At 73.1% G+C, this 19,934-nt stretch carries 17 protein-coding genes and 1 pseudogene; 4 read left to right on the top strand and 14 right to left on the bottom strand.

Going from position 1 to position 19,934, the window contains the following annotated elements:
* Positions 1–79: 79 nt before the first annotated feature.
* Entirely contained in the window at positions 80–778 is a 699-nt protein-coding gene (locus ACPPVO_RS08365) for an SDR family oxidoreductase (RefSeq protein ID WP_426510653.1), read from the bottom strand.
* Positions 779–1,859: 1,081 nt separating this feature from the next.
* Here ACPPVO_RS08365 and ACPPVO_RS08360 point away from each other — a divergent pair.
* Positions 1,860–2,675, top strand: a complete 816-nt coding sequence (locus ACPPVO_RS08360; protein ID WP_426510652.1) for a helix-turn-helix transcriptional regulator — start codon at positions 1,860–1,862, stop codon at positions 2,673–2,675.
* On the opposite strand, the gene ACPPVO_RS08355 is transcribed toward ACPPVO_RS08360, so the two are convergent.
* The 6 genes from ACPPVO_RS08355 to aspS all read right to left on the bottom strand — a co-directional run bounded on the left by ACPPVO_RS08355 (position 2,625) and on the right by aspS (position 9,497).
* Positions 2,625–3,311, bottom strand: coding sequence for a hypothetical protein (locus ACPPVO_RS08355; protein WP_426510651.1), 687 nt, complete (start codon positions 3,309–3,311; stop codon positions 2,625–2,627). The genes ACPPVO_RS08360 and ACPPVO_RS08355 overlap by 51 nt on opposite strands.
* 43 nt (positions 3,312–3,354) lie before the next feature.
* Positions 3,355–4,194, bottom strand: coding sequence for a GNAT family N-acetyltransferase (locus tag ACPPVO_RS08350; RefSeq protein WP_426510650.1), 840 nt, complete (start codon positions 4,192–4,194; stop codon positions 3,355–3,357).
* Positions 4,195–4,269: 75 nt separating this feature from the next.
* Positions 4,270–5,436 (bottom strand): flavodoxin-dependent (E)-4-hydroxy-3-methylbut-2-enyl-diphosphate synthase, encoded by a 1,167-nt coding sequence (ispG, locus tag ACPPVO_RS08345; RefSeq protein ID WP_426510649.1) that lies wholly within the window; start codon positions 5,434–5,436, stop codon positions 4,270–4,272.
* Positions 5,437–5,467: 31 nt separating this feature from the next.
* Entirely contained in the window at positions 5,468–6,769 is a 1,302-nt protein-coding gene (locus ACPPVO_RS08340; RefSeq protein ID WP_426510648.1) for a M50 family metallopeptidase, read from the bottom strand.
* Positions 6,766–7,962, bottom strand: coding sequence for a 1-deoxy-D-xylulose-5-phosphate reductoisomerase (gene dxr, locus ACPPVO_RS08335; RefSeq protein ID WP_426514575.1), 1,197 nt, complete (start codon positions 7,960–7,962; stop codon positions 6,766–6,768). Before dxr ends, ACPPVO_RS08340 begins: the two co-directional genes overlap by 4 nt.
* A gap of 305 nt (positions 7,963–8,267) precedes the next feature.
* Positions 8,268–9,497 (bottom strand): aspartate--tRNA(Asn) ligase, encoded by a 1,230-nt coding sequence (gene aspS, locus ACPPVO_RS08330; protein WP_426510647.1) that lies wholly within the window; start codon positions 9,495–9,497, stop codon positions 8,268–8,270.
* A gap of 214 nt (positions 9,498–9,711) precedes the next feature.
* Between aspS and ACPPVO_RS08325 the strand changes: the two genes are divergently transcribed.
* The gene (locus tag ACPPVO_RS08325; protein WP_426510646.1) at positions 9,712–10,731 is read left to right on the top strand and encodes a YihY/virulence factor BrkB family protein; all 1,020 of its coding nucleotides are present in this window, start codon (positions 9,712–9,714) and stop codon (positions 10,729–10,731) included.
* A 502-nt stretch (positions 10,732–11,233) separates the two neighbouring features.
* Here ACPPVO_RS08325 and ACPPVO_RS08320 read toward each other — a convergent pair.
* Both ACPPVO_RS08320 and ACPPVO_RS08315 read right to left on the bottom strand, forming a co-directional pair.
* On the bottom strand, positions 11,234–11,938 hold the full coding sequence (locus ACPPVO_RS08320; RefSeq protein ID WP_360369598.1) for a DUF2786 domain-containing protein: 705 nt from the start codon (positions 11,936–11,938) through the stop codon (positions 11,234–11,236).
* Positions 11,939–12,067: 129 nt separating this feature from the next.
* Positions 12,068–13,609, bottom strand: a pseudogene (locus ACPPVO_RS08315) (Rieske 2Fe-2S domain-containing protein); the annotation flags it as partial.
* 159 nt (positions 13,610–13,768) lie between these two features.
* Between ACPPVO_RS08315 and ACPPVO_RS08310 the strand changes: the two are divergent.
* Positions 13,769–13,987: a DUF2631 domain-containing protein gene (locus ACPPVO_RS08310; RefSeq protein ID WP_426510645.1), complete on the top strand. Its 219-nt coding sequence runs from the start codon at positions 13,769–13,771 to the stop codon at positions 13,985–13,987.
* 120 nt (positions 13,988–14,107) lie between these two features.
* Here the strand turns inward: ACPPVO_RS08310 and ACPPVO_RS08305 are convergent, their stop codons facing one another.
* From ACPPVO_RS08305 to ACPPVO_RS08295, 3 genes are all read right to left on the bottom strand, one after another.
* Positions 14,108–15,442: a DivIVA domain-containing protein gene (locus ACPPVO_RS08305; protein ID WP_426510644.1), complete on the bottom strand. Its 1,335-nt coding sequence runs from the start codon at positions 15,440–15,442 to the stop codon at positions 14,108–14,110.
* Positions 15,439–16,629: a 23S rRNA (adenine(2503)-C(2))-methyltransferase RlmN gene (gene rlmN / locus ACPPVO_RS08300; RefSeq protein WP_426510643.1), complete on the bottom strand. Its 1,191-nt coding sequence runs from the start codon at positions 16,627–16,629 to the stop codon at positions 15,439–15,441. The genes ACPPVO_RS08305 and rlmN overlap by 4 nt, the downstream gene beginning before the upstream one ends.
* An 81-nt stretch (positions 16,630–16,710) precedes the next feature.
* Positions 16,711–17,481 (bottom strand): phosphatidate cytidylyltransferase, encoded by a 771-nt coding sequence (locus ACPPVO_RS08295; protein ID WP_426510642.1) that lies wholly within the window; start codon positions 17,479–17,481, stop codon positions 16,711–16,713.
* Here ACPPVO_RS08295 and ACPPVO_RS08290 point away from each other — a divergent pair.
* Positions 17,480–18,436 carry a hypothetical protein gene (locus tag ACPPVO_RS08290; RefSeq protein WP_426510641.1) on the top strand — a complete coding sequence of 319 codons (957 nt, stop codon included), beginning with the start codon at positions 17,480–17,482 and terminating at the stop codon, positions 18,434–18,436. The two genes, ACPPVO_RS08295 and ACPPVO_RS08290, sit on opposite strands and share 2 nt — an antisense overlap.
* Positions 18,437–18,557: 121 nt before the next feature.
* Here the strand turns inward: ACPPVO_RS08290 and frr are convergent, their stop codons facing one another.
* Entirely contained in the window at positions 18,558–19,115 is a 558-nt protein-coding gene (frr, locus tag ACPPVO_RS08285; protein WP_360369586.1) for a ribosome recycling factor, read from the bottom strand.
* Positions 19,112–19,903: a UMP kinase gene (gene pyrH, locus ACPPVO_RS08280; RefSeq protein WP_360369583.1), complete on the bottom strand. Its 792-nt coding sequence runs from the start codon at positions 19,901–19,903 to the stop codon at positions 19,112–19,114. Before pyrH ends, frr begins: the two co-directional genes overlap by 4 nt.
* Between the last annotated feature and the right edge of the window lie 31 nt (positions 19,904–19,934).

The following is a 19,934-nucleotide window of genomic DNA, read 5'->3' as shown; positions in this document are numbered from 1 at the left end:
CGCTGCGCCCCCGTCACGCAGCCCCGCACACGCAAAAGCGCCACTACCGCTCGCCCGCGGGTCGGTCAGCGGCGGCGAATCACCACGGCACCGAGCCGTCCTCGTCGAAGAAACCGCCCGTCGGCCCGTCCGCGGGCAGCGTCGCCAGGCGGACCGCGGCGATGGCGCCCTGGGACGGGGTGCGCGGGCCCGAGTGGAAGTTCAGGTCTGTCGCGCAGTACCCGGGATCGGCGACGTTCACCTTGATCGACGTCCCCCGCAACTCGTTGGCGTAGGCCAGCGTCACCGCGCTCAGGGCGGACTTCGACGAGTTGTAGGCCAGCAGCGGGTTCTGCGCGTACACGTGCGCCGGGTCCGCCGCGAAGTGCAGCGAGCCCAGGCCACTGCCGAGGTTCACGATCCGCGCCGTCTCCGCGCGGCGCAGGGCCGGCAGGAAGGCGTTGGTCACGGCGACGACGCCGAAGACGTTCACCTCGTACGCGTCCCGCAACATCTGCACGGGCGTCACGCTCGGGAGCGCCCCGCGCTCGAGCAGCACGCCCGCGTTGTTGACCAGCACATCGAGCACCTCGACCTGCGCGGCCGCCGCGGCGATCGAGTCCGGGTCGGTCACGTCGAGCTGCAGGAAGTCGGCGCCGAGGGCCTCGGCCGCCTCCTTGCCGCGCAGCGGGTCGCGCGCGCCGACGAGCACATGCAGCCCGAGGGCGCGCAGCTCCCGGGCAATCTCCAGGCCGATGCCCTTGTTGGCCCCCGTGACGAGGGCGGTCTTGGTCGTCATGCGTAAACCGTCGCCGCTCGGACGCGACGGCGGGAGAGACGCAACGAACCGCGGACCGCCAGTCCCTGTCAACGCCGCCAAACCCAACGCGCGGACGCGGCCGTGAGCGGTGAATGCGAGCCGGATAAGCAGGCCAGACGGACGGGGGGCGCGGACGCAGCGCGCGGACGCGACTCAGCCCACGGCCGCGTGGGCGGCCAGCGCACGACGCGCGGACGCGGCACGGCGCACGACGCGCGGACGCGGCACGGCACGACGCGCGGACGCGGCACGACGCGCGGACGCGACCCAGCACACGGCCGCGTAGGTGGCCCAGCACACGACGCGCGGACGCGGCACGGCACGACGCGCGGACGCAGCGCGCGGACGCGACCCAGCACACGGCCGCGTAGGTGGCCCAGCACACGACGCGCGGACGCGGCACGGCACGACGCGCGGACGCAGCGCGCGGACGCGACCCAGCACACGGCCGCGTAGGTGGCCCAGCACACGACGCGCGGACGCGGCACGGCACGACGCGCGGACGCGGCACGACGCGCGGGCGCGGCACGACGCACGGCGCGCGGACGCGGACGCGGCACGGCGCGGCACGGCGCGAGGCACGACGCGCGGACGCGGCACGCCGCGACGCGCGGACGCGGACGCGGACGCGGCACGGCGCGGCACGACGCACGGCGCGCGGACGCGGCACGGCGCGCGGGGCGCGGCACGGCGCGCGGGGCGCGGCACGGCACGACGCACGGCGCGCGGACGCGGCACGACGCACGGCGCGCGGACGCGGCACGACGCGTAGGTGAGGCGCGACGCGCGGGGCCCGGGCGGAGCACCACGCGCGGGCGCGAGGGACGAACCGACAAGCCCGCGAGGGACGGACGACGAGGCACGTGGCAGGAGGGCACGGGCGCCCAGCCCCGGATCGGCGGACGTGGCCGAGCCTCGCCAACCCGGGCGCAGACGCGACGTCGGCGCACAGTCGGTGCAGGTCGAACAGGGGTCGGCCCGCTCAGACAGCAGAGACGCAGCCGAACATCGGACTGGTGGTCCCTGGTTCGGCGCCGCTCGGTCGCGCACGATGGGAAGCATGAACCGGGTACAGCTGGCCGAGTTCCTCAAGGACCGGCGCGCACGAGTGGGCCCCGCCGAGGCCGGCCTCCCCGTCGGCGTGCGGCGCCGCACGCCCGGGCTTCGCCGCGAAGAAGTCGCCCAGCTCGCCGGGATCTCGGTGGACTACTACGCACGGCTCGAGCAAGGCCGCGGGCCCCACCCGTCGCGCCAGGTGCTCTCCGCGCTCGGCCGCGCGCTGCGGCTCTTCGAGGACGAGCGGGCCTACCTCTTCCGGCTCGCCGGCGAGCAGCCCGGGCCGCCCGCCGGGGCCAGTCGCGTCGTGCCCGCCGGGATCATGCACCTGCTCGAGCGCCTCGACGACACGCCCGCGTTCGTCATCGATGCGAAGTACGACCTGCTCGCTTGGAATCAGATGGCGATCCGGCTCATGGGCGAGCCTCCGGCCGAGCGGAACATGATCTGGAATGCGTTCTGCGGGCCGATGCCGATCGGCCCGGGCGCCAGTGCCGAGTTCCGGTCGTTCGCCGACGAGTCGGTGGCCGATCTGCGGGCCGCGTCCGTGCGGTACCCGGACGACGAGGGCATCCGCGCGCTGATCGAACGGCTCCACGCGGCCAGCCCCGAGTTCACCCGGCGCTGGAACCAGCACCACGTCTGCGTGCGGCGGACCACGGTCAAGACGTTGCCCCATCCCCAGTACGGCGACCTCGAGCTCGAGTGCCAGGTGCTCCACGCCGACGACAGCGGGCAGCGCGTGGTCTTCTACACGGCCGCGCCCGGCTCACGAACGGCGGACGTCCTCTGTGGGCTGCGAGAGCGGGCCGGAGTGTGACAGCGTCTCGTCCGGATCAATCCGCCGCGTGGCATCGGCGTCGGCGCGGACCCCGGACCCGTGCCGGTCGCCGGGGCCCGCGTCCGCGCGAACCCCGGACGGCTGGCGATCGAGCGGGTCGAGCGGGTCGGCCCCGTCCTCCGAGAGGCGCCGCGTCGCGTCCGACCCCACGAACTGCGTGGCCTTCGTCGACTCGTGGCTGAGCCGGCCCGCCACCAGCGCCGCCTGCCGGGCCAGCCCGAAGGCGACGCCGGGGGCCAGCGGCAGCAGCCAGTCCGCGACCACCCCGGTCGCCGGGAGGTGCACGATGATCAGGGCCGCGAACCCGACCACGCCGCCCTGCACGAGGCCCCGCCACGCCGCGCGGCCCGCGGCCGAGGCGGCCTCGCGGCGCGGGGTACGGGCGTTGAGCTCATCGGCGGCGGCGAGGTCGCGGCGGCCGAAGTTGAAGCCGGCGACGCCGGCCGCGACGGAGAGCCCGAGCACGGTGGCGGCGAGCCAGCTGCGGGTGAAGAAGTACCCCAGCCCCAGCACGGCGCCGCCGGAGACCACGGCGACGAGGGCGCGCAGCCACTCCTTCTTGTCGCCGGGGTACCAGTAGTAGCGAGTCGTGTTCGGCCCGATCTGCCGGATCATCTGACCCATGCGACCGCCCCCACGTGAACCCGGAAAAGGATAATCAGAACAGTACCGTCGCGAACGTGCCAACCTGCTCAAATCCGCAGCGTTCGTACACACGGCGGGCAGACAGGTTGTAGTCGTTCACATACAGGCTGACCGATGGTGCCACGCGGCGCAACGCATCGCGCACCACGGCCGCGATCCCGGCCGTCGCGAGGCCGTTCCCGCGCAGCTCCGGGTCGGTCCAGACGCCCTGGATCTGGGCGGTGTGCCGGGTGACCACGGCGAGCTCGGCCTTGAACACGACCTTGCCGTGGTGGAAGCGCGCGTACGCCCGCCGGGCCCGCACCAGCTCCCCGATCCGCTCGCGGTAGGAGCGCTCGCCGCCGTCGGCGGTCGGCGAGACCCCGACCTCCTCGGTGTACATGGCGACGGCCGCCGGGAAGAGCATGTCGATCTCGTCGGGGCGCACGAGGCGGACGTTCGGGTCGGGCGCGATCGGCGACGGGCTGCTGATCGCCATGAGCGGCTGGTTGGGGCGCACGTCGCGGGCCGGGCCCCAGGTGGGCGCGAGGTGCGACCAGAGCCCGAGGACCGCGTCGGCCGCACCCACGATCGACGAGCAGCCGCGCGGCTCGCCGGCGACCATCTCGGCGAAGGCGGCGACGGCGGCGGACGTGGCGTGCACGGGGATCAGGTTCGCCCCGACCCAGCACAGCGACTCGAGGTTGCGGCGGGAGCCGTACCCGAAGATCCGCGCGTCCTGCCGCCACCAGGCGAGCCCGGCCATGGAGACCCGCTCCGTCACCTGGGCACCCCCGAACGGGTCCCGATCGAGCAGGCGTTCGACCGATCCCCGCTCGGCGTCGCCGAGCAGCCGCGCAGCCACCGTCAGCATGTCTACCAGCCTGCCAGATCCAGCCGAAGATGGCTGCACATACCCCACGCCCCGGTGAAGCGGCGGAGACGAACGTCAGTGCACGGTCACCGAAGGGCCGAGGCCCTGCAGCTCCTCGGGCAGCTCCACGCCCATCTCCTCGGCCAGCCGCAGCGCCTCCTCGACGAGGGTCTCCACGATCTGCGACTCGGGCACCGTCTTGATGACCTGGCCCTTGACGAAGATCTGGCCCTTGCCGTTGCCGGAGGCGACGCCCAGGTCGGCCTCGCGGGCCTCGCCGGGGCCGTTGACGACGCAGCCCATCACGGCGACCCGCAGCGGCGCCGGGAAGCCGTCGAGCGCGGCACTGACCTGGTCGGCGAGGGTGTACACGTCGACCTGGGCCCGCCCGCAGGAGGGGCACGAGACGATCTCCAGGCCGCGCTCGCGCAGGCCCAGGGACTCGAGGATCGCCTGGCCGACCTTGATCTCCTCGACCGGCGGGGCGGAGAGCGAGACCCGGATGGTGTCGCCGATGCCCTCGGCGAGCAGCGCGCCGAAGGCGACGGAGGACTTGATCGTGCCCTGGAACGCCGGGCCGGCCTCGGTGACGCCGAGGTGCAGCGGGTACTCGCACTGCTCGGCCAGCTGCCGGTACGCCCGGATCATCACGACCGGGTCGTTGTGCTTCACGGAGATCTTGATGTCGCGGAAGCCGTGCTCCTCGAACAGCGAGCACTCCCACAGCGCCGACTCGACAAGCGCCTCGGCGGTCGCCTTGCCGTGCTTCTCCAGCAGCCGCTTGTCGAGGGAGCCCGCGTTCACGCCGATGCGGATCGGCACCCCGGCGCCGGAGGCCGCCTTCGCGATCTCCTTGACCTTGTCGTCGAACTGGCGGATGTTGCCCGGGTTGACGCGGACCGCGGCGCAGCCGGCGTCGATGGCGGCGAAGACGTACTTCGGCTGGAAGTGGATGTCGGCGATCACCGGGATCTGCGACTTCTTCGCGATCGCGGGCAGCGCCTCGACGTCGTCCTGGCTCGGCACCGCGACCCGGACGATCTGGCAGCCGGACGCGGTCAGCTCGGCGATCTGCTGCAGCGTTGAGTTGACGTCCGCGGTGAGCGTGGTGCACATCGACTGCACCGAGACCGGGGCGCCGCCGCCGACCGGGACCGAGCCCACCATGATCTGGCGGGACTTGCGCCGGGGCGCCAGCGCGGGCGGCGGTAGGGCGGGCAGGCCGAGGCTGACTACGGTCATGAATTGGACCCTTACCTTCGCGAAAGAGGTCTTACTTCAGCGTGATCGGGTTGACGAAGTCGGCGGTCACCGTCAGCAGGACGAAGACGCCGAGGACACCTATCACGGCCAGGGTGAGCGGCGCCAGCTTGTAGTAGTCGACCCGACCGGGATCGGGCTTGCCCAGGCGGGCGGCGATCCACGAGCGGACCCGTTCGAACCAGGCGATCGCGATGTGCCCGCCGTCCATGGGCAGCAGCGGGAACAGGTTGAAGATGCCGAAGAACAGGTTCAGGGTGGCGAACAGCGACAGCAGCGACGCCCAGTCCCCGAGCTCGAACAGCTCCCCGCCGATGCGGCTGGCGCCGACGACGCTGACCGGGGTGTTCGGGTCGCGCTTCTCGCCGAGGATCGCCTTGAACAGGTTGGGGATGCGCTCGGGGATCTGCTTGAACGACGCGAACGTGCGCTCGACAAGCGTCGCGGTGGCCGACGCGGTCTGGCTCGCCCCGTCGACCGGGCCGTAGCGCAGGGTCGGCAGGTCGCTGCTGCGGATGTCGACCGTGATGCCGAGCATGCCGCCGCGCTCGAGGTCGTCCGGCGTGATCTGGTCGGCGGTCTTGTTGGGGTCGATTGTCGACTTGACCCGCTGGGCCTCGGGGATCGCGGCGGTCCCGCTGAGGGTCTGCTCGCCCCGCTTGTACTGCACCGTCACGGTCTTGCCCACGTCGGACTTGAGCTCGTCGCGCAGCGCCTGGTTGCCGCCGATGGACCGGCCGTCGATGGCCAGGATGACGTCGCCGGGCCGCAGGCCGAGCTGGGCGGCCGGGCTCTGCGGGTCGCTGTTCGGGTCGCAGGGCTTCTGGCTCTTCGTGCTCGGGTCGTACTGGAACGTCGGGCTGACGCACTGGCTGATCGAGCCGACGCGCACGGGCACCTGGTTGGCCTTGCTCCCATCCGGGATGCCGACGAACGAGAACAGGATCCACAGCGTGATCAGGGCCAGCGCGAAGTGCGTGATCGAGCCGGCGGCCATGACGATCGTGCGCTTCCACACGGGGAACCGCCACATGGCCTTCGGGTCGTCGGCCCCGGACTTGCCGGTCTCGGGGTCGATGTCCTCTTCCTGCGGCGTCATCCCGACGATCTTGACGAACGCGCCGAACGGGAGCGCCTTGAGCCCGTACTCGACCCCGTTACGCTTGAACGCGAAGATCGTCGGGCCGAAGCCGATGAAGTAGCGGGTCGCCTTCATGCCGAACCAGCGGGCGGACCAGAAGTGTCCGGCCTCGTGGATCGCGACGGCGATCAGGATGCCCAGTGCGAACAGGACGATCCCCAGCACGAAGGTCATTCGGCCCCTCTCCGGTCGGCGCCCGCGGCGATGAGCGCACGGGCGTGGGCCCGCGCCCAGGACTCGGCGGCGAGCACGTCATCGACGGTACCTGGTTCCGCGAAATCCGGTGCCTCGGCCAGGGTCCGCTCGAGCGTCTCCACGATGCCGAGGAAGGGCAGATCACCGGCTGTGAACGCGGCCACACACTCCTCGTTGGCGGCGTTGTAGATCGCGGGGCGGCAGTGCCCGGCCGCGCCGGCCGCCTTGGCCAGGGCGACCGCCGGGAACGCCTCCTCGTCGAGGGGCCGCAGCTCCCAGGTGTGGGCCTGGGTCCAGTCGACCGCCGGCGCGGCGTCGGCGACCCGGTCGGGCCAGCCGAGCGCGAGGGCGATCGGGATGCGCATGTCGGGCGGGCTGCACTGGGCGAGTGTGGAGCCGTCGGCGAACTCGACCATGGAGTGGATCACCGACTGCGGATGGACCATGACGCTGATGTCGGCGTAGGGCACGGCGAACAGCTCGTGCGCCTCGATCACCTCGAGCCCCTTGTTCACCAGGGTGGCGGTGTTGATGGTGACGACGGGGCCCATGTTCCAGGTGGGGTGGGCGAGCGCTTCGGCGACGGTCACGTCGCGCAGCTGGTCGCGGGTCCGGCCGCGGAACGCCCCGCCGGAGGCGGTGAGCACCAGCCGGCGTACCTCGCCGCGGGCGCCGCCGCGCAGGCACTGGGCGAGCGCCGAGTGCTCGGAGTCGACCGGGACGATCTGCCCCGGCTTCGCCGCCGCACGCACCAGGGGGCCGCCGGCTACCAGCGACTCCTTGTTGGCCAGCGCGAGGGTGCGCCCGGCGCGCAGGGCGGCGAGGGTGGGCGCGAGGCCCAGGGAGCCCACGACGCCGTTGAGCACGGTGTCGCCGGGCCACTGGGCGAGCTCGGTCATCGCGTCGGGGCCGGCGAGGATCTTCGGGAGCTTGAAGTCGCCGGTGGCCCAGCCGCGGCGCTGCGCCTCGGCGTAGAAGGCGAGCTGGAGATCCTGGGCGACGCTGGCCCGGGCGACCCCGACGGCCTCCACGCCGAGCTCGAGCGCCTGGGCGGCGAGCAGGGCGACGTTGCCGCCGCCGGCGCCGATCGCCACGACCCGGAATCGGTCCGGGTTGCGTTTGACGATGTCGATGGCCTGCGTACCGATGGATCCGGTCGATCCCAGCAGCACGATCTCGCGGGGGGTCACACCCCCATTGTGTCAGGCCGGGGCCGGGCGGCGCCCGAGGCCGCACCGAAACGTCCGTCCTTTGTGGATCTACGCGGAGGAGCGGCCGGCAGTCTCCCCCCGCCGGCCGCTCTCCATCAGGGCCTCGACTGCTCCCGCCGGACTTGCTCAACAGCGGTCTGAGCTGGGCCTGTACGACGCACGCCGAGCGTGCCCCCATGAGTCAGCGCGGTGAATCCCAGATGCCGTCCCCGTTCGTACGCATGTATTAATTATAGATCATCATTAAGTCCTCGGCAAACGATTTACTAGGGCGTCAGGCGGTGCAGATCGCGCGGGAACAGCGTGGTCTCGCGCACGTTCGCGGCCCCGCAGAGGCGAGCCAGGAACCGCTCCAGGCCGATCGCGAACCCGCCGTGCGGAGGCATCCCGTGCCGGAACGCCTCCAGGTAGCCCTCCAGCCCCGCGGCCTGCTCGCCGAGCACGGCGACATAGTCGGAGTACCGATGCCGCCGCTGCCCGCCGGTGACCAGCTCCAGGCCCCGGAAGAGCAGGTCGAAGGAGTTGGACCAGCGGGGCTCGGAGGGCTGCGGGTGCGTGTAGAACGGCCGCTTGGCCATGGGGTAGCCCTCGACGTACACGAAGTCCGAGCCGTGCTCCCGCAGCGCCCACGCGCCGAGCGCGCGCTCGTGCTCGGGGGCGAGGTCGGGCTCGTCCGGGTCGGCGCCCGCGAGCCGGAGGGCCTCGGCGAAGTGCACGACGGGAATTTCCTGCGGCATTTGTACCTCGCTGAGCCCGGCCGCCTCCGTCATGGCCCGCACGACCCGGGTCAGGACCGCCATCACGTCGCGGTGGTCGCGGACGAACCCGAGCTCGGCGTCGAGCGACAGGTACTGGGCGAGATGGCGCGACGTGTCGTGCGGCTCGGCCCGGAAGACCGGCGCGACCTCGTAGACGCGCTCGAACACCCCGACCATCGCCTGCTTGTAGAACTGCGGGGACTGGGCCAGGTACGCCCGGCGCCCGAAGTAGTCGAGGGCGAACACGTTCGCGCCACTCTCGGTGGCGGTCCCGACGATCTTCGGGGTGAAGATCTCGGTGAAGCCGAGCCCGTCGAGCGTGGCCCGGAAGGCTCCGACCGCGGCCGCGCCCGCGGCGAACACGGCCCGGCGGGCGGGGTGGCGCAGGGTGACGGCGGCGTGGTCGAGCAGCGCCGGCAGGCCCGCCTCGAGCTCGGGGCGGAACAGCTCGACCGGCGGCGGCTCGGCCTCCGAGAGCACCTCGAGCGCGCCGTACGCGACCTCGTGACCGCCCGGCGCGGCCGCGTTGGCCACGACGGTGCCGGTGACCTCGACCACGGACTCCTCGGGGGGCACGGGCACGCCGGCGGGGACCACGACCTGGGCCAGGCCCGCGCGGTCGCGCACGATGAGGAACGTGACGCGGGCGAGCACCCGGCGGCGATGGACCCACCCGGCGAGCCGGATCGACTCCCCCGTGTGCTCGGCGATCTCGGTGGACAGCACGCGGTACGACATGGAAAACACCTCCTGGGAAGGGACGCTCCCCGCAGGTGTGGGCGATGGGGCCGGTCGCGGTGCCACCACACCTTCACCGCGGCGGGTTTGCCGCGGCCTCTCGCCCGTGCGCCGGGCCACGCGGCGGGGCATCCGCGGCGGTCGTCACCCGCCCTCCCCGCACCTAGGAGTGTGGCGGGTTTGTGATTTCGCCGCGACGGGAATTTCCGGACGAGTGAGCAGTACTCGGCAGGTGCCGGAGACCCGCACGATGGCGCGGGGCGAGCTGTCCGCCGACGACGCGTGGCAGGCGCTGCGCCACCACGGCGGCTGGCGGCTCTTCCGCGAGGCGTTCCTGCGCTTCCGGTACGGCGACGGGTTCAGCCACTCCCGCGCGCTCGGCCTGCAGCTGTGCCTCGCGATCGTGCCGTTCCTGATCGCCCTGTCGGGCCTGGCCGGCAAGCTCGGCGTCGGCCAGGGCGGGGCCGTGGTGGCCGACACCGTCCTCGCGCTCACCCCCGGCGCCAGCGAGCAGGTCGTCCACGACCTCCTCACGCCCGGCGGCTCGGAGAGGGCGGGCGAGGTCGCGCTGCTGCTCGGCCTGCTCACGGGCCTCCTCGCGCTCACCACCGCGATGGCGCAGATCGAGCGGGGCGCCAACCGGATCTACGGGGTGGAGCGGGACCGGCCGGCGCACCTGAAGTACGCCCGCGCCGCCGTGCTCGCCGCGGTCGCCGGGCTGCCCGCCCTGGCCGGATTCCTGATGCTCGTCGCCGGGGACGCCCTCGGTTCGTCGCTGCGGATGCGGTACCCCGGGTGGGGCGGCCCGGTCGCGGCGGTGTGGCTGGTGGTCCGCTGGCCGGCGAGCGTCCTGCTGGTCGTGTGCGCGGTCGCGGCCATCTTCCGGTTCGCGCCCCGGCGCCGCCAGCCGCCCTTCTCGTGGCTGCTGCTCGGCGCCGCGCTGTCCACGGCGCTGTGGTGGGGCATCAGCGCCATGCTGGCCCTCTACGTGCAGGGCAGCGGGGCGTTCGGCGCCACCTACGGCTCGCTGACCGGCATCATGGCCCTGCTGCTGTGGGCGAACGCGACGGGCGTCGTGCTCTTCTTCGGCATCGCCTTCGGCGCCCAGCTCGAGGCCCGCCGGGTCGGCGTGCCCGGCCCGGTGATGCCCGACCGCTGGGCGCCCCCGGGCGTCGAGGACGCGCCATCGGCGCCCGGCTCGAAGCCCGCCGGCGCGGCGTCCCCGGCCCGGTGACGCCCGACCGCTCGGCGCCCCCGGGCGTCCAGGACGCGCCATCGGCGCCCGGCTCGAAGCCCGCCGGCGCGGCGTCCCCGGCCCGGTGACGCCCGACCGCTCGGCGCCCCCGGGCGTCCAGGACGCGCCATCGGCGCCCGGCTCGAAGCCCGCCGGCGCGGCGTCCCCGGCCCGGTGACGCCCGACCGCTCGGCGCCCCCGGGCGTCCAGGACGCGCCATCGGCGCCCGGCTCGAAGCCCGCCGGCGCGGCGTCCCCGGCCCGGTGACGCCCGACCGCTCGGCGCCCCCGGGCGTCCAGGACGCGCCATCGGCGCCCGGCTCGAAGCCCGCCGGCGCGGCGTCCCCGGCCCGGTGACGCCCGACCGCTCGGCGCCCCCGGGCGTCCAGGACGCGCCATCGGCGCCCGGCTCGAAGCCCGCCGGCGCGGCGTCCCCGGCCCGGTGACGCCCGACCGCTCGGCGCCCCCGGGCGTCCAGGACGCGCCGTCGAAACCCGAGCCGGTCAGCTCCGAGCGGTGACCTCGGCCCGCTTGGTCGTCTCCACCCGTACCGCCCCCAGGTCGGCCCGCCGCCCGGCCGCGCTGCCCGCCTCGAAGCCCCCGCCGCTCAGCCGTCGCCGGCGACCGGCCCGGACGTTCGGGTACTCCGCCTCGACGGCCAGGTCCACCGCGCGGTCGCGGTCGGCCAGGACCAGCGCGGTGCCCGGCGCCGGCGGCTCCTCGGCCCGGGCCGCCTCCGCGGCGAAGCGCTGCTGCACCGCCGAGCCGAACCCGACCAGCCACGAGCGCCGCCACGCGGCCGCCTGCTGCCCGTCCGGGACCGCCTCCCGCAGCAGCCCGCGCGCCGCCTGCACCAGCAGCGAGGCGAACAGCAGCTCGACGCCGGCGACGTCGGACTCGAAGCCGAAGAGGTGCACCGACACCCGCAGGCCGTCGGCGGTACGCCGCTCGAGCCGGATCGACCGGCAGCGCAGCGCGGCCGCCACGATGTGCAGCAGGTACGCCTTCTCCCGCAGGTAGGGCGCGGACAGCTCGACGAGCCGGTTGCCGACCACCGGCGCACGCTCGGCGCGGGCGTCGAGCAGGGCCTGGTCGATGCCGTACTTCGCGATGAGCGCCAGGGCCTTGGCGGTGAGCGCCTCGGCCTCCTCCGGCGTGCAGGCCGGGTCCTCCGCCTTGGCCAGCAGCTTGCGAACCTTGTCGAGCAACCCTTACTCGCTCGCGACCGGCGCGGCCCCGGCGACACTCGCGTCCGCGGCGCTCCCGCCCACGGCGCTCCCGCCCACGGCGCTCCCGGCCACGGCACGCTCGTCCGCGGCGCTCCCTTCGGCCGCGCCCGGCGCCGGGGTGCCGGCCGGCCGGGACCGCAGCTCGTGGCCCACGCTGGTGAGGCAGCGGCCGCTGGCCAGGTCGAACTTCCAGCCGTGCAGCTGGCAGGTCAGGGTGTTGCCGTCGACGATGCCGAAGCGGGTGAGGTCGGCCTTGAGGTGCGGGCAGCGGCGCTGGACGATCCAGTCGCCGAGCTTGATGTCCTCGGCGTCGGGCTTCTGCTCGGCGTACCAGCCCTCGGCGTACTGCAGCCGCTCCTCGGACAGGCACTTGAAGAACGCGTAGACGAACTCGTTGTACTGCCCGATGCGCGCGGCCGAGAACCGGCAGGACAGGAACAGCGAGTTGACCCAGTCGACCTCCTCGATGAACAGCAGGTGCTCGACCAGCGCGCGATCGGTGCGGAAGCGGTACCGCACCTTCTCGTCGGCGTAGGCCCGCACCTGCTTGCCGGGGAAGTCCACCACGATCGACTCGACCGACTCGCCGTCGTAGCCGACCAGGTCGAAGCGCACCGGACCGCCGACGCCGTTGGCCAGGTAGATCGACTCGTCCAGCAGCGGCTCGATGCGCCGCTGCATCTCCTTGAGCACGTCGACCTCGGGGTGGCGCCAGCTCGCCTTGGCCGCCTCGATCACCGGCTTCTTGCGCTCGCGCATCTCCTCGAGGTGCTCGCGCTTGTGCGCGAAGAACTCCTCGACGTCGGTCGGGTGGGTGGTGACCGCCGAGTCCGCGGTGAGCTCCATCACGGAGCCGGGCAGCAGCACCGTCGAGTTCGTGCCGCCGGCCTTGGCGTACTCCTGCTGGAACACCCACTGGTCCGGGAAGATGTTGCCCTCGTCACCGAAGATGTCGTTGAACTGCCAGAGCTCGTCGTCGAGAAAGCAGGGCGGCCCGGCGATCGGCACGACGTTCGCGGCCCTCAGGTCGTCGATGTAGCGGAAGGTCCGGTCGAACTGCCTGTCGCGCTTCTGCTTGCCGAACGCGCGCTTGGCCGCCTCGGGCAGCTCGTACACCATCGGGTACCAGATCGCGCCGGAGAACTGCAGCAGGTGCGCGTGGACCGGCCCGAGCGCGTTGAAGATGGTCAGGTCCGTCGGGCGCGCGTCGTTCTGGTTGAGAATCCGGACGCCGTCGTACTCCACCCAGAGCGCCGAGTCGCCGATCGGCCCGTCGGTCGGCGAGGTCAGGGCCTGGATCATGATCTTGAGGCCGCCGTCGAGCTCGTGCACCTGCTCCGACTTCGTCTCCAGGAACCGCGTGAAGCCCAGCGCCTCCAGCTCGTCGCGCATCTCGCTGGTCGGGAACTCCGGTAGCAGCACGGTCGCCCGCTTCGACACGAACCGCTTGAGGTGCTCGGCGTCGAAGTGGTCCCGGTGCAGGTGGGAGACGTAGAGGTAGTCGCAGTCGCCGAGCGCTTCCCAGTCCAGCAGCGAGTTGTCCGGGAAGGGGAACCACGACGCGAAGTAGGCGGGGTTGACCCACGGGTCGCACAGGATGCTCCCGGCCGGCGTGTCGATGCGCAGGCTGGCGTGGCCGGTCCCGGTGATCCGCACCGCTGTCCTCCTCGATCGGTACCGCAGATTGCGCGATCGACGCTACCCGACCGACCCGCAACCGTCCGGGCCGGTGCCGCATGCCAGACTCAGTACGGAAGTTCCGGCCGCCCCGCGCGGCACCCCTGTTGTCGCAGCCCGAAAGGACGAGCCGTGTCCGAGCACGAGCCAGTGACCTCACCCGACCAGCTCAAGCCGGGTCACCCGCGCGCGGCCCGCGCCGGTGCCGCCGTTTCGGCGCTGATCCTGCTCACCATGCTCGTCGGCAACCACCGCGGCCGCGTCGAGGACATCTTCCTCATCGCGGGCGCCGGCCTGCTGATCCTCGCCCTCGTCGGCGACTGGGTCCTGCGCCGCAACGGCCTGCGCTGACGTGATCGCGATTCGTCACGCTGGGTAATGACGAGTATCTGTCGTATTTCCGAACTGTGCAAATGATTGAGGGCGCGTCCGGCCGAGCCGGACGCGCCCTCTTCAGCTTTCAGCCACGAGTCAGCGACGCCGTGTGACGATGTCGCGGACCTCCTTCAGCGCCGCGTCGACCTCGGCCTCGAAGTAGCCGCCGGGCACCAGGTTGAAGTGCGACGGGTCGAGGTCGCCGTCGGTCAGCGGGCCGCCGCGGCCGGTCAGCGAGGCCATGACGCCCTCGAAGAGCCGGTCGACCTGCGCCCGGTCGTAGCCGCTGCCGAAGCGGCGCAGCTGGAACGTGCGGCGCAGCTGGTCGATGCGGGCCACCTCGGTCGACTGGTGCTGGGGCGGGCCGCCGTACGGGTCGCCACCGCCCTGGGGGCCGCCGCCGCCGTACGGGTCGCCCTGCGGCGCGCCGTACGGGTCGCGCTCGGGCGGGGCGCCGTAGGGGTCGCGCTCGGGCGGGGCGCCGTAGGGGTCACGGTCCGGGCCGGGGCCGCCGCCGTAGGTGGACGGCTCGGGCCGATCCATGCGGATCTCGGCCGTCATGTCGGCCCGAGGGGCGCGCGGGCCCTGGTCGTAGCCGCGGTCGTCGTCGAAGGCGCCGCCGTAGGTGGGCTCGTCGTAGCGGCCGTAGCCGGGGCCACCCGGGCCGCCGGGCGGGCCGGCCGGGGGCGGCGCGGGCCGGGTCGGCAGCGGCGCGCCGGGCGGTGGCGGCGCGGGGCGCTCCATCGTGCGGTCGACCGGCCGGTCCATGCCCATGGTGCGGTCCGCGGGCCGGTCCATCGGCGGCGGACCCATGCGGTCCATGCCGGGCGGGCCCATGCGTTCGGGCCCGGGGGGACCCATGCGGTCGGGTCCGGGCGGGCCCATCCGGTCCATGCCGGGGGGACCCATGCGGTCCATGCCGGGCGGGCCCATACGGTCCGGCCCGGGGGGACCCATGCGGTCGGGCCCGGGCGGGCCCATCCGGTCGGGGCCCGGGGGCGGGCCCATGCGGTCGGGCGGCGGAGGCGCCATGCCGACGCGGTCGGGCATGCGCTGCGGCTCCATACGCTCCGGCATCCGCTGCTGCTCCATGCGGTCGGGCATGCGCTGCTGGTCCATGCGATCCGGCGCCATCCGCAGCTCGCCGCTGCGGGAGTCCAGGGCCCGGCCGAAGCCGCCGCCGCCGCTGCCGCGCTCCTCGTGCTCGGCCAGCTGGCGCTCGACGCGGTCGAGGTGCAGGTCGACCTGCCACTCGTCGTAGCCGCCGAAGCGCACGCGGAAGACCACGTCGTGGACCTCCTGCGCGCTCACGGGCGCACCCATGGCGTCTCCGGAGAGGGTTGCCTCCACCCGGTCGAGGAACGAGTCGACCTCGTCGACCTTGTATCCCCGACGCATCGCACGGCGCCGGAACCGCTGACCCTGGCTCACTGTGTCTCCTCGTTCGCTCGCCGTGCTAGCAAGCCGTCCTCACGCTCTCCCACCTTGCCACCTCCGGAGGCCGCAAGCTGCCCGCAGGCTCCGTCAATCTCCCGACCACGGGTGTCACGCACAGTAGTGGAAACACCAGCGGCCCGGAGGCGCCGGACGAACTCCCGCTCGACCGGCTTGGGGCTCGCGTCCCATTGGCTCCCCGGTGTCGGATTGAGCGGGATGAGATTGACATGCGCGAGACGCCCGGACAAGAGCCGACCGAGCAGATCCGCCCGCCATGGATGGTCGTTCACATCCCGGATCATTGCGTACTCAATGGACACGCGCCGACCGGTGCTAGCCGCATACTCGAACGCGGCATCAAGCACTTCGGCGACCTTCCAACGTTGGTTGACCGGTACAAGCGTGTCGCGCAGATCATCATCGGGCGCGTGCAGCGACAGCGCAAGCGTCACCGACAGCCCCTCCTGCGTCAACCGGCGCATCGCGGGGACCAGCCCGACGGTCGACACCGTGATGTGCCGCTGGGACAGTCCCAGGCCCTCCGGAGCGGGCTCGGTCAGGCGGCGGACCGCCGCCACGACCCGGTTGTAGTTGGCGAGCGGCTCGCCCATGCCCATGAACACGACCCGGGAGAGCCGGTCCGGGCAGCCGGGCAGCGCGCCGCGCGCGGCCAGCCCCGCGAACCACACGACCTGGTCGACGATCTCCGCCGTGGACAGGTTGCGGGTCAGGCCGGCCTGGCCGGTGGCGCAGAAGGGGCACGCCATGCCGCAGCCGGCCTGGCTCGACACGCACACGGTGACCCGGTCGGGGTACCCCATCAGCACGCTCTCCACCAGGGAGCCGTCGTGCAGCCGCCAGAGCGTCTTGCGGGTGGTGCCGTTGTCCGTGGCGAGCTCGCGCAGGGGGTGCAGCAGCCGGGGCAGCAGCGTCCCGGTGAGCGCCTCACGGGTGCGGGCCGGCAGGTCGGTCATCTCCTCCGGCTCGCGCACCAGGCGGCCGAAGTAGTGCGCGGAGACCTGCTGGGCGCGGAAGCCCGGCTCGCCCAGCTCGGTGACGGCCGCCTTGCGGCCCGCAAGATCGAGGTCGGCGAGGTGGCGCGGGGGCAGCGCGGCGCGGCGGCCGTCCGGGGTGGTGCCGGCCGCGCTGGAGGACAGGTTAAGTACGGGAAGCTGCGTCATGACCGTTCCAGTGTCCCATGCCCGGCCTCATGATCTGTAAGACCGCTGGCCAGCACGGCCGGGCGACTCCGGGCGCCCGTTCTACCTGCTCCAGGGCACGAGGAAGGCCAGCACGGCATAAGCGGTAGGCAGCGCCAGCAGTACCGAGTCGAGCCGGTCCATCAGCCCGCCGTGCCCCGGCAGCAGGTTGCTCATGTCCTTCACGCCGAGGTCCCGCTTGATCAGCGACTCCCCGAGATCGCCCAGCACCGACGCGATCGACACCGCGACGCCGAAGATCGCGCCGTGCCACCAGACGGCGTCGTCGAGCAGCAGCGGCAGGGCGATCGCGCTGCCGGCCCCGGTCCAGACGACCGACCCGGCGAACCCCTCCCACGACTTGGCCGGACTGACCGACGGGGCCATGGGGTGCTTACCGAGAAAAACACCTGTGGCGTACCCGCCGGTGTCCGACAACACCACGGCGAGAATGGTCACCAGGACCCGCACGCTGCCGTCGTGGGCCGGATAGGCCAGGAGGGCCGCGAACGAGCCGAGGAAGGGCACGTACACGGCGATGAGCGCGCCGGCGGTCACGTCGCGCTGATAATGCGGGACCCCGTCGGCGAACCGCCAGACGAAGACGAGCAGCAGCGTGGCGATCAGCCCGAGCGGCAGCCGCTCGGCCCCGCCGAACCAGGCCAGCCCGACCATCAGCGGCGCGCCGAGGAGCAGCGGGACCAGCGGGGGGCGCGCCTTCTGGACGCTGACCGCCCGGACCATCTCCCAGACGCCGATCATCACGGCCGCGATCACCAGGCCGAGGAACAGCCACTTCCACACGAACAGCGAGACGACGACGAGGCCGCCCATGCCGGCCCCGACCCCGATGGCGGCGGGCAGGTTACGCCCGGCACGACTCTTACGCGGCGCGGGCGCGGAGGCACTCGCGTCGTCGGCGGCCATCGCGAGCGCGGACGCGGCGTTTACGGGGGGCGCGGGCGCGGACGCGGAGGTCGCGGGCGCGGACGCGGAGGTCGCGGGCGCGGACGCGGAGGTCGCGGGCGCGGACGCGGAGGTCGCGGGCGCGGACGCGGAGGTCGCGGGCGCGGACGCGGAGTTTACGGGGGTCGCAGGCGCGGACCCACCGTTTGCGGAGGTCGCAGGCGCGGACGCGGGGTCGGCGGGCTTCGTGGGCGCGGACGCGTCGTCGCTGGACGTGGCACGCGCGGACGCGTCGTCGGCGGGCGTCGCGCCGTCGGCGGCCATCGCGGGCGCGGACGCGCCGTTGGAGGGCATCGCACGCGCGGAGGCGGCGTCGCCGGACGTGGCACGCGCGGACGCGTCGTCGGCGGGCGTCGCACCGTCGGCGGCCATCGCGGGCGCGGACGCGCCGTTGGAGGGCATCGCACGCGCGGAGGCGGCGTCGCCGGACGTGGCACGCGCGGACGCGTCGTCGGCGGGCGTCGCACCGTCGGCGGCCATCGCGGGCGCGGACGCGCCGTTGGAGGGCATCGCACGCGCGGACGCGGCGTCGCCGGACGTGGCCCGCGCGGACGCGGCGTCGCCGGACGTGGCACGCGCGGACGCGGCGTCGCCGGACGTGGCACGCGCGGACGCGGCGTCGCCGGACGTGGCCCGCGCGGACGCGGCGTCGCCGGACGTGGCACGCGCGGACGCGGCGTCGGCGGGCCTCGTGGGCGCGGACGCGTCGTCGCTGGACGTGGCCCGCGCGGGCGCGGCATCTGTGGGCGTCGCGCCGTTGGCGGGCGTCGCAGGCGCGGGCGCGCTGTTGGGGGGCGGGGTGGTGGGGGTGGGAGGCTCTTGAGGTACCGAAGCCGGCTCTTCCGCTTTTTGGTCTTCCGCGGGCGGCTCGGGCGCGGCATGGTCCTGCCGCGCCCGCGTCGATGACGGGCCGGGGGCCTTCTGAGCCCGGTCGAGATGGGCCATCAGACCTCGAGTAGCTCGGCTTCCTTGTGCTTGAGCAGCTCGTCGACCTGCGCGACGTACTTGTGCGTCAGGTCCTCGAGCTCCTTCTCCGCGCGGCGGACCTCGTCCTCGCCGGCCTCGCCGTCCTTGACGATGCGGTCGAGCTCCTCCTTGGCCTTGCGGCGCACGTTGCGGATCGCCACGCGGGAGTCCTCGGCCTTGTTGCGGGCCACCTTGATCATGTCCCGGCGGCGCTCCTCCGTCATCTGCGGCAGCATGATGCGGATCTGGGTACCCTCGTTGTTCGGGTTCACGCCCAGGTCGGAGTCGCGGATCGCCTTCTCCATCGCGTTGAGCTGCGACGCGTCGTACGGCTTGATGATCGCCATGCGCGGCTCGGGGATCGCGATCGAGGACATCTGCGGCAGCGGGGTCGGGGTGCCGTAGTAGTCGACCATCACCTTGCCGAACATCGCCGGAGTGGCGCGGCCGGTACGAATGACCGCGAACTCCTCCTTGGCATGGTCGATCGCACGGTCCATCTTCTCTTCGGCCTCGAAGAGTGTCTCTTCGATCACGGGGTCTGTCCTCCTCGATCCGGGACGGGCTCGGCGGTGATGAGCGTGCCGATCCTCTCACCACTCAGCGCGCGAGCGACGTTGTCCTCCCCCTCCGCGCCGAAGACCAGCATCGGCAGCGCGTTCTCCTGGCAGAGGCTGAACGCCGTCTGGTCCACCACCCGAAGCCCCTTGAGCAGCGCCTCGGCGAAGGTGAGGCTGTCGAGCTTGCGGGCGGTCGGATCGGTGCGCGGGTCGGCGGTGTACACGCCGTCGACGCCGTTTTTGCTCATGAGCACGGTGTGCGCGTGGATCTCCAGCGCGCGCTGGGCCGCGACCGTGTCGGTGGAGAAGTACGGCAGGCCGGCGCCCGCGCCGAAGATGACGACGCGGCCCTTCTCCAGGTGGCGGATCGCCCGCCGGGGGATGTAGGGCTCGGCGACCTGGGCCATGGTGATCGCGCTCTGCACGCGCGTGTCGATGCCTTCCTTCTCCAGGAAGTCCTGCAGCGCCAGGCAGTTCATCACCGTGCCGAGCATGCCCATGTAGTCCGCGCGCGAGCGGTCCATCCCGGCCCGGGAGAGCTCGGCGCCGCGGAAGAAGTTGCCGCCGCCCACGACGACGGCGACCTGCACGCCGCGGCGCACGACCGCGGCGATCTGGCGCGCCATGCCGCGCACCACGTTGGGGTCGACGCCGACGGCGCCGCCTCCGAACACCTCACCGGAGAGCTTCAGCACGACACGCCGCGCCCCCAGCGGGGCGGGGGTCAGGGACTGCCTGGCCGCTTCGACGGCGGTGTTCGTCATCTGGGCACCCTTCTGTCTGCTTGTGGAAAGG

Source organism: Dactylosporangium sp. McL0621, assembly GCF_049995355.1.
In the GTDB taxonomy this organism is placed as follows: Bacteria; Actinomycetota; Actinomycetes; order Mycobacteriales; family Micromonosporaceae; genus Dactylosporangium.
This window is presented reverse-complemented; position numbering and strand designations above follow the sequence as displayed.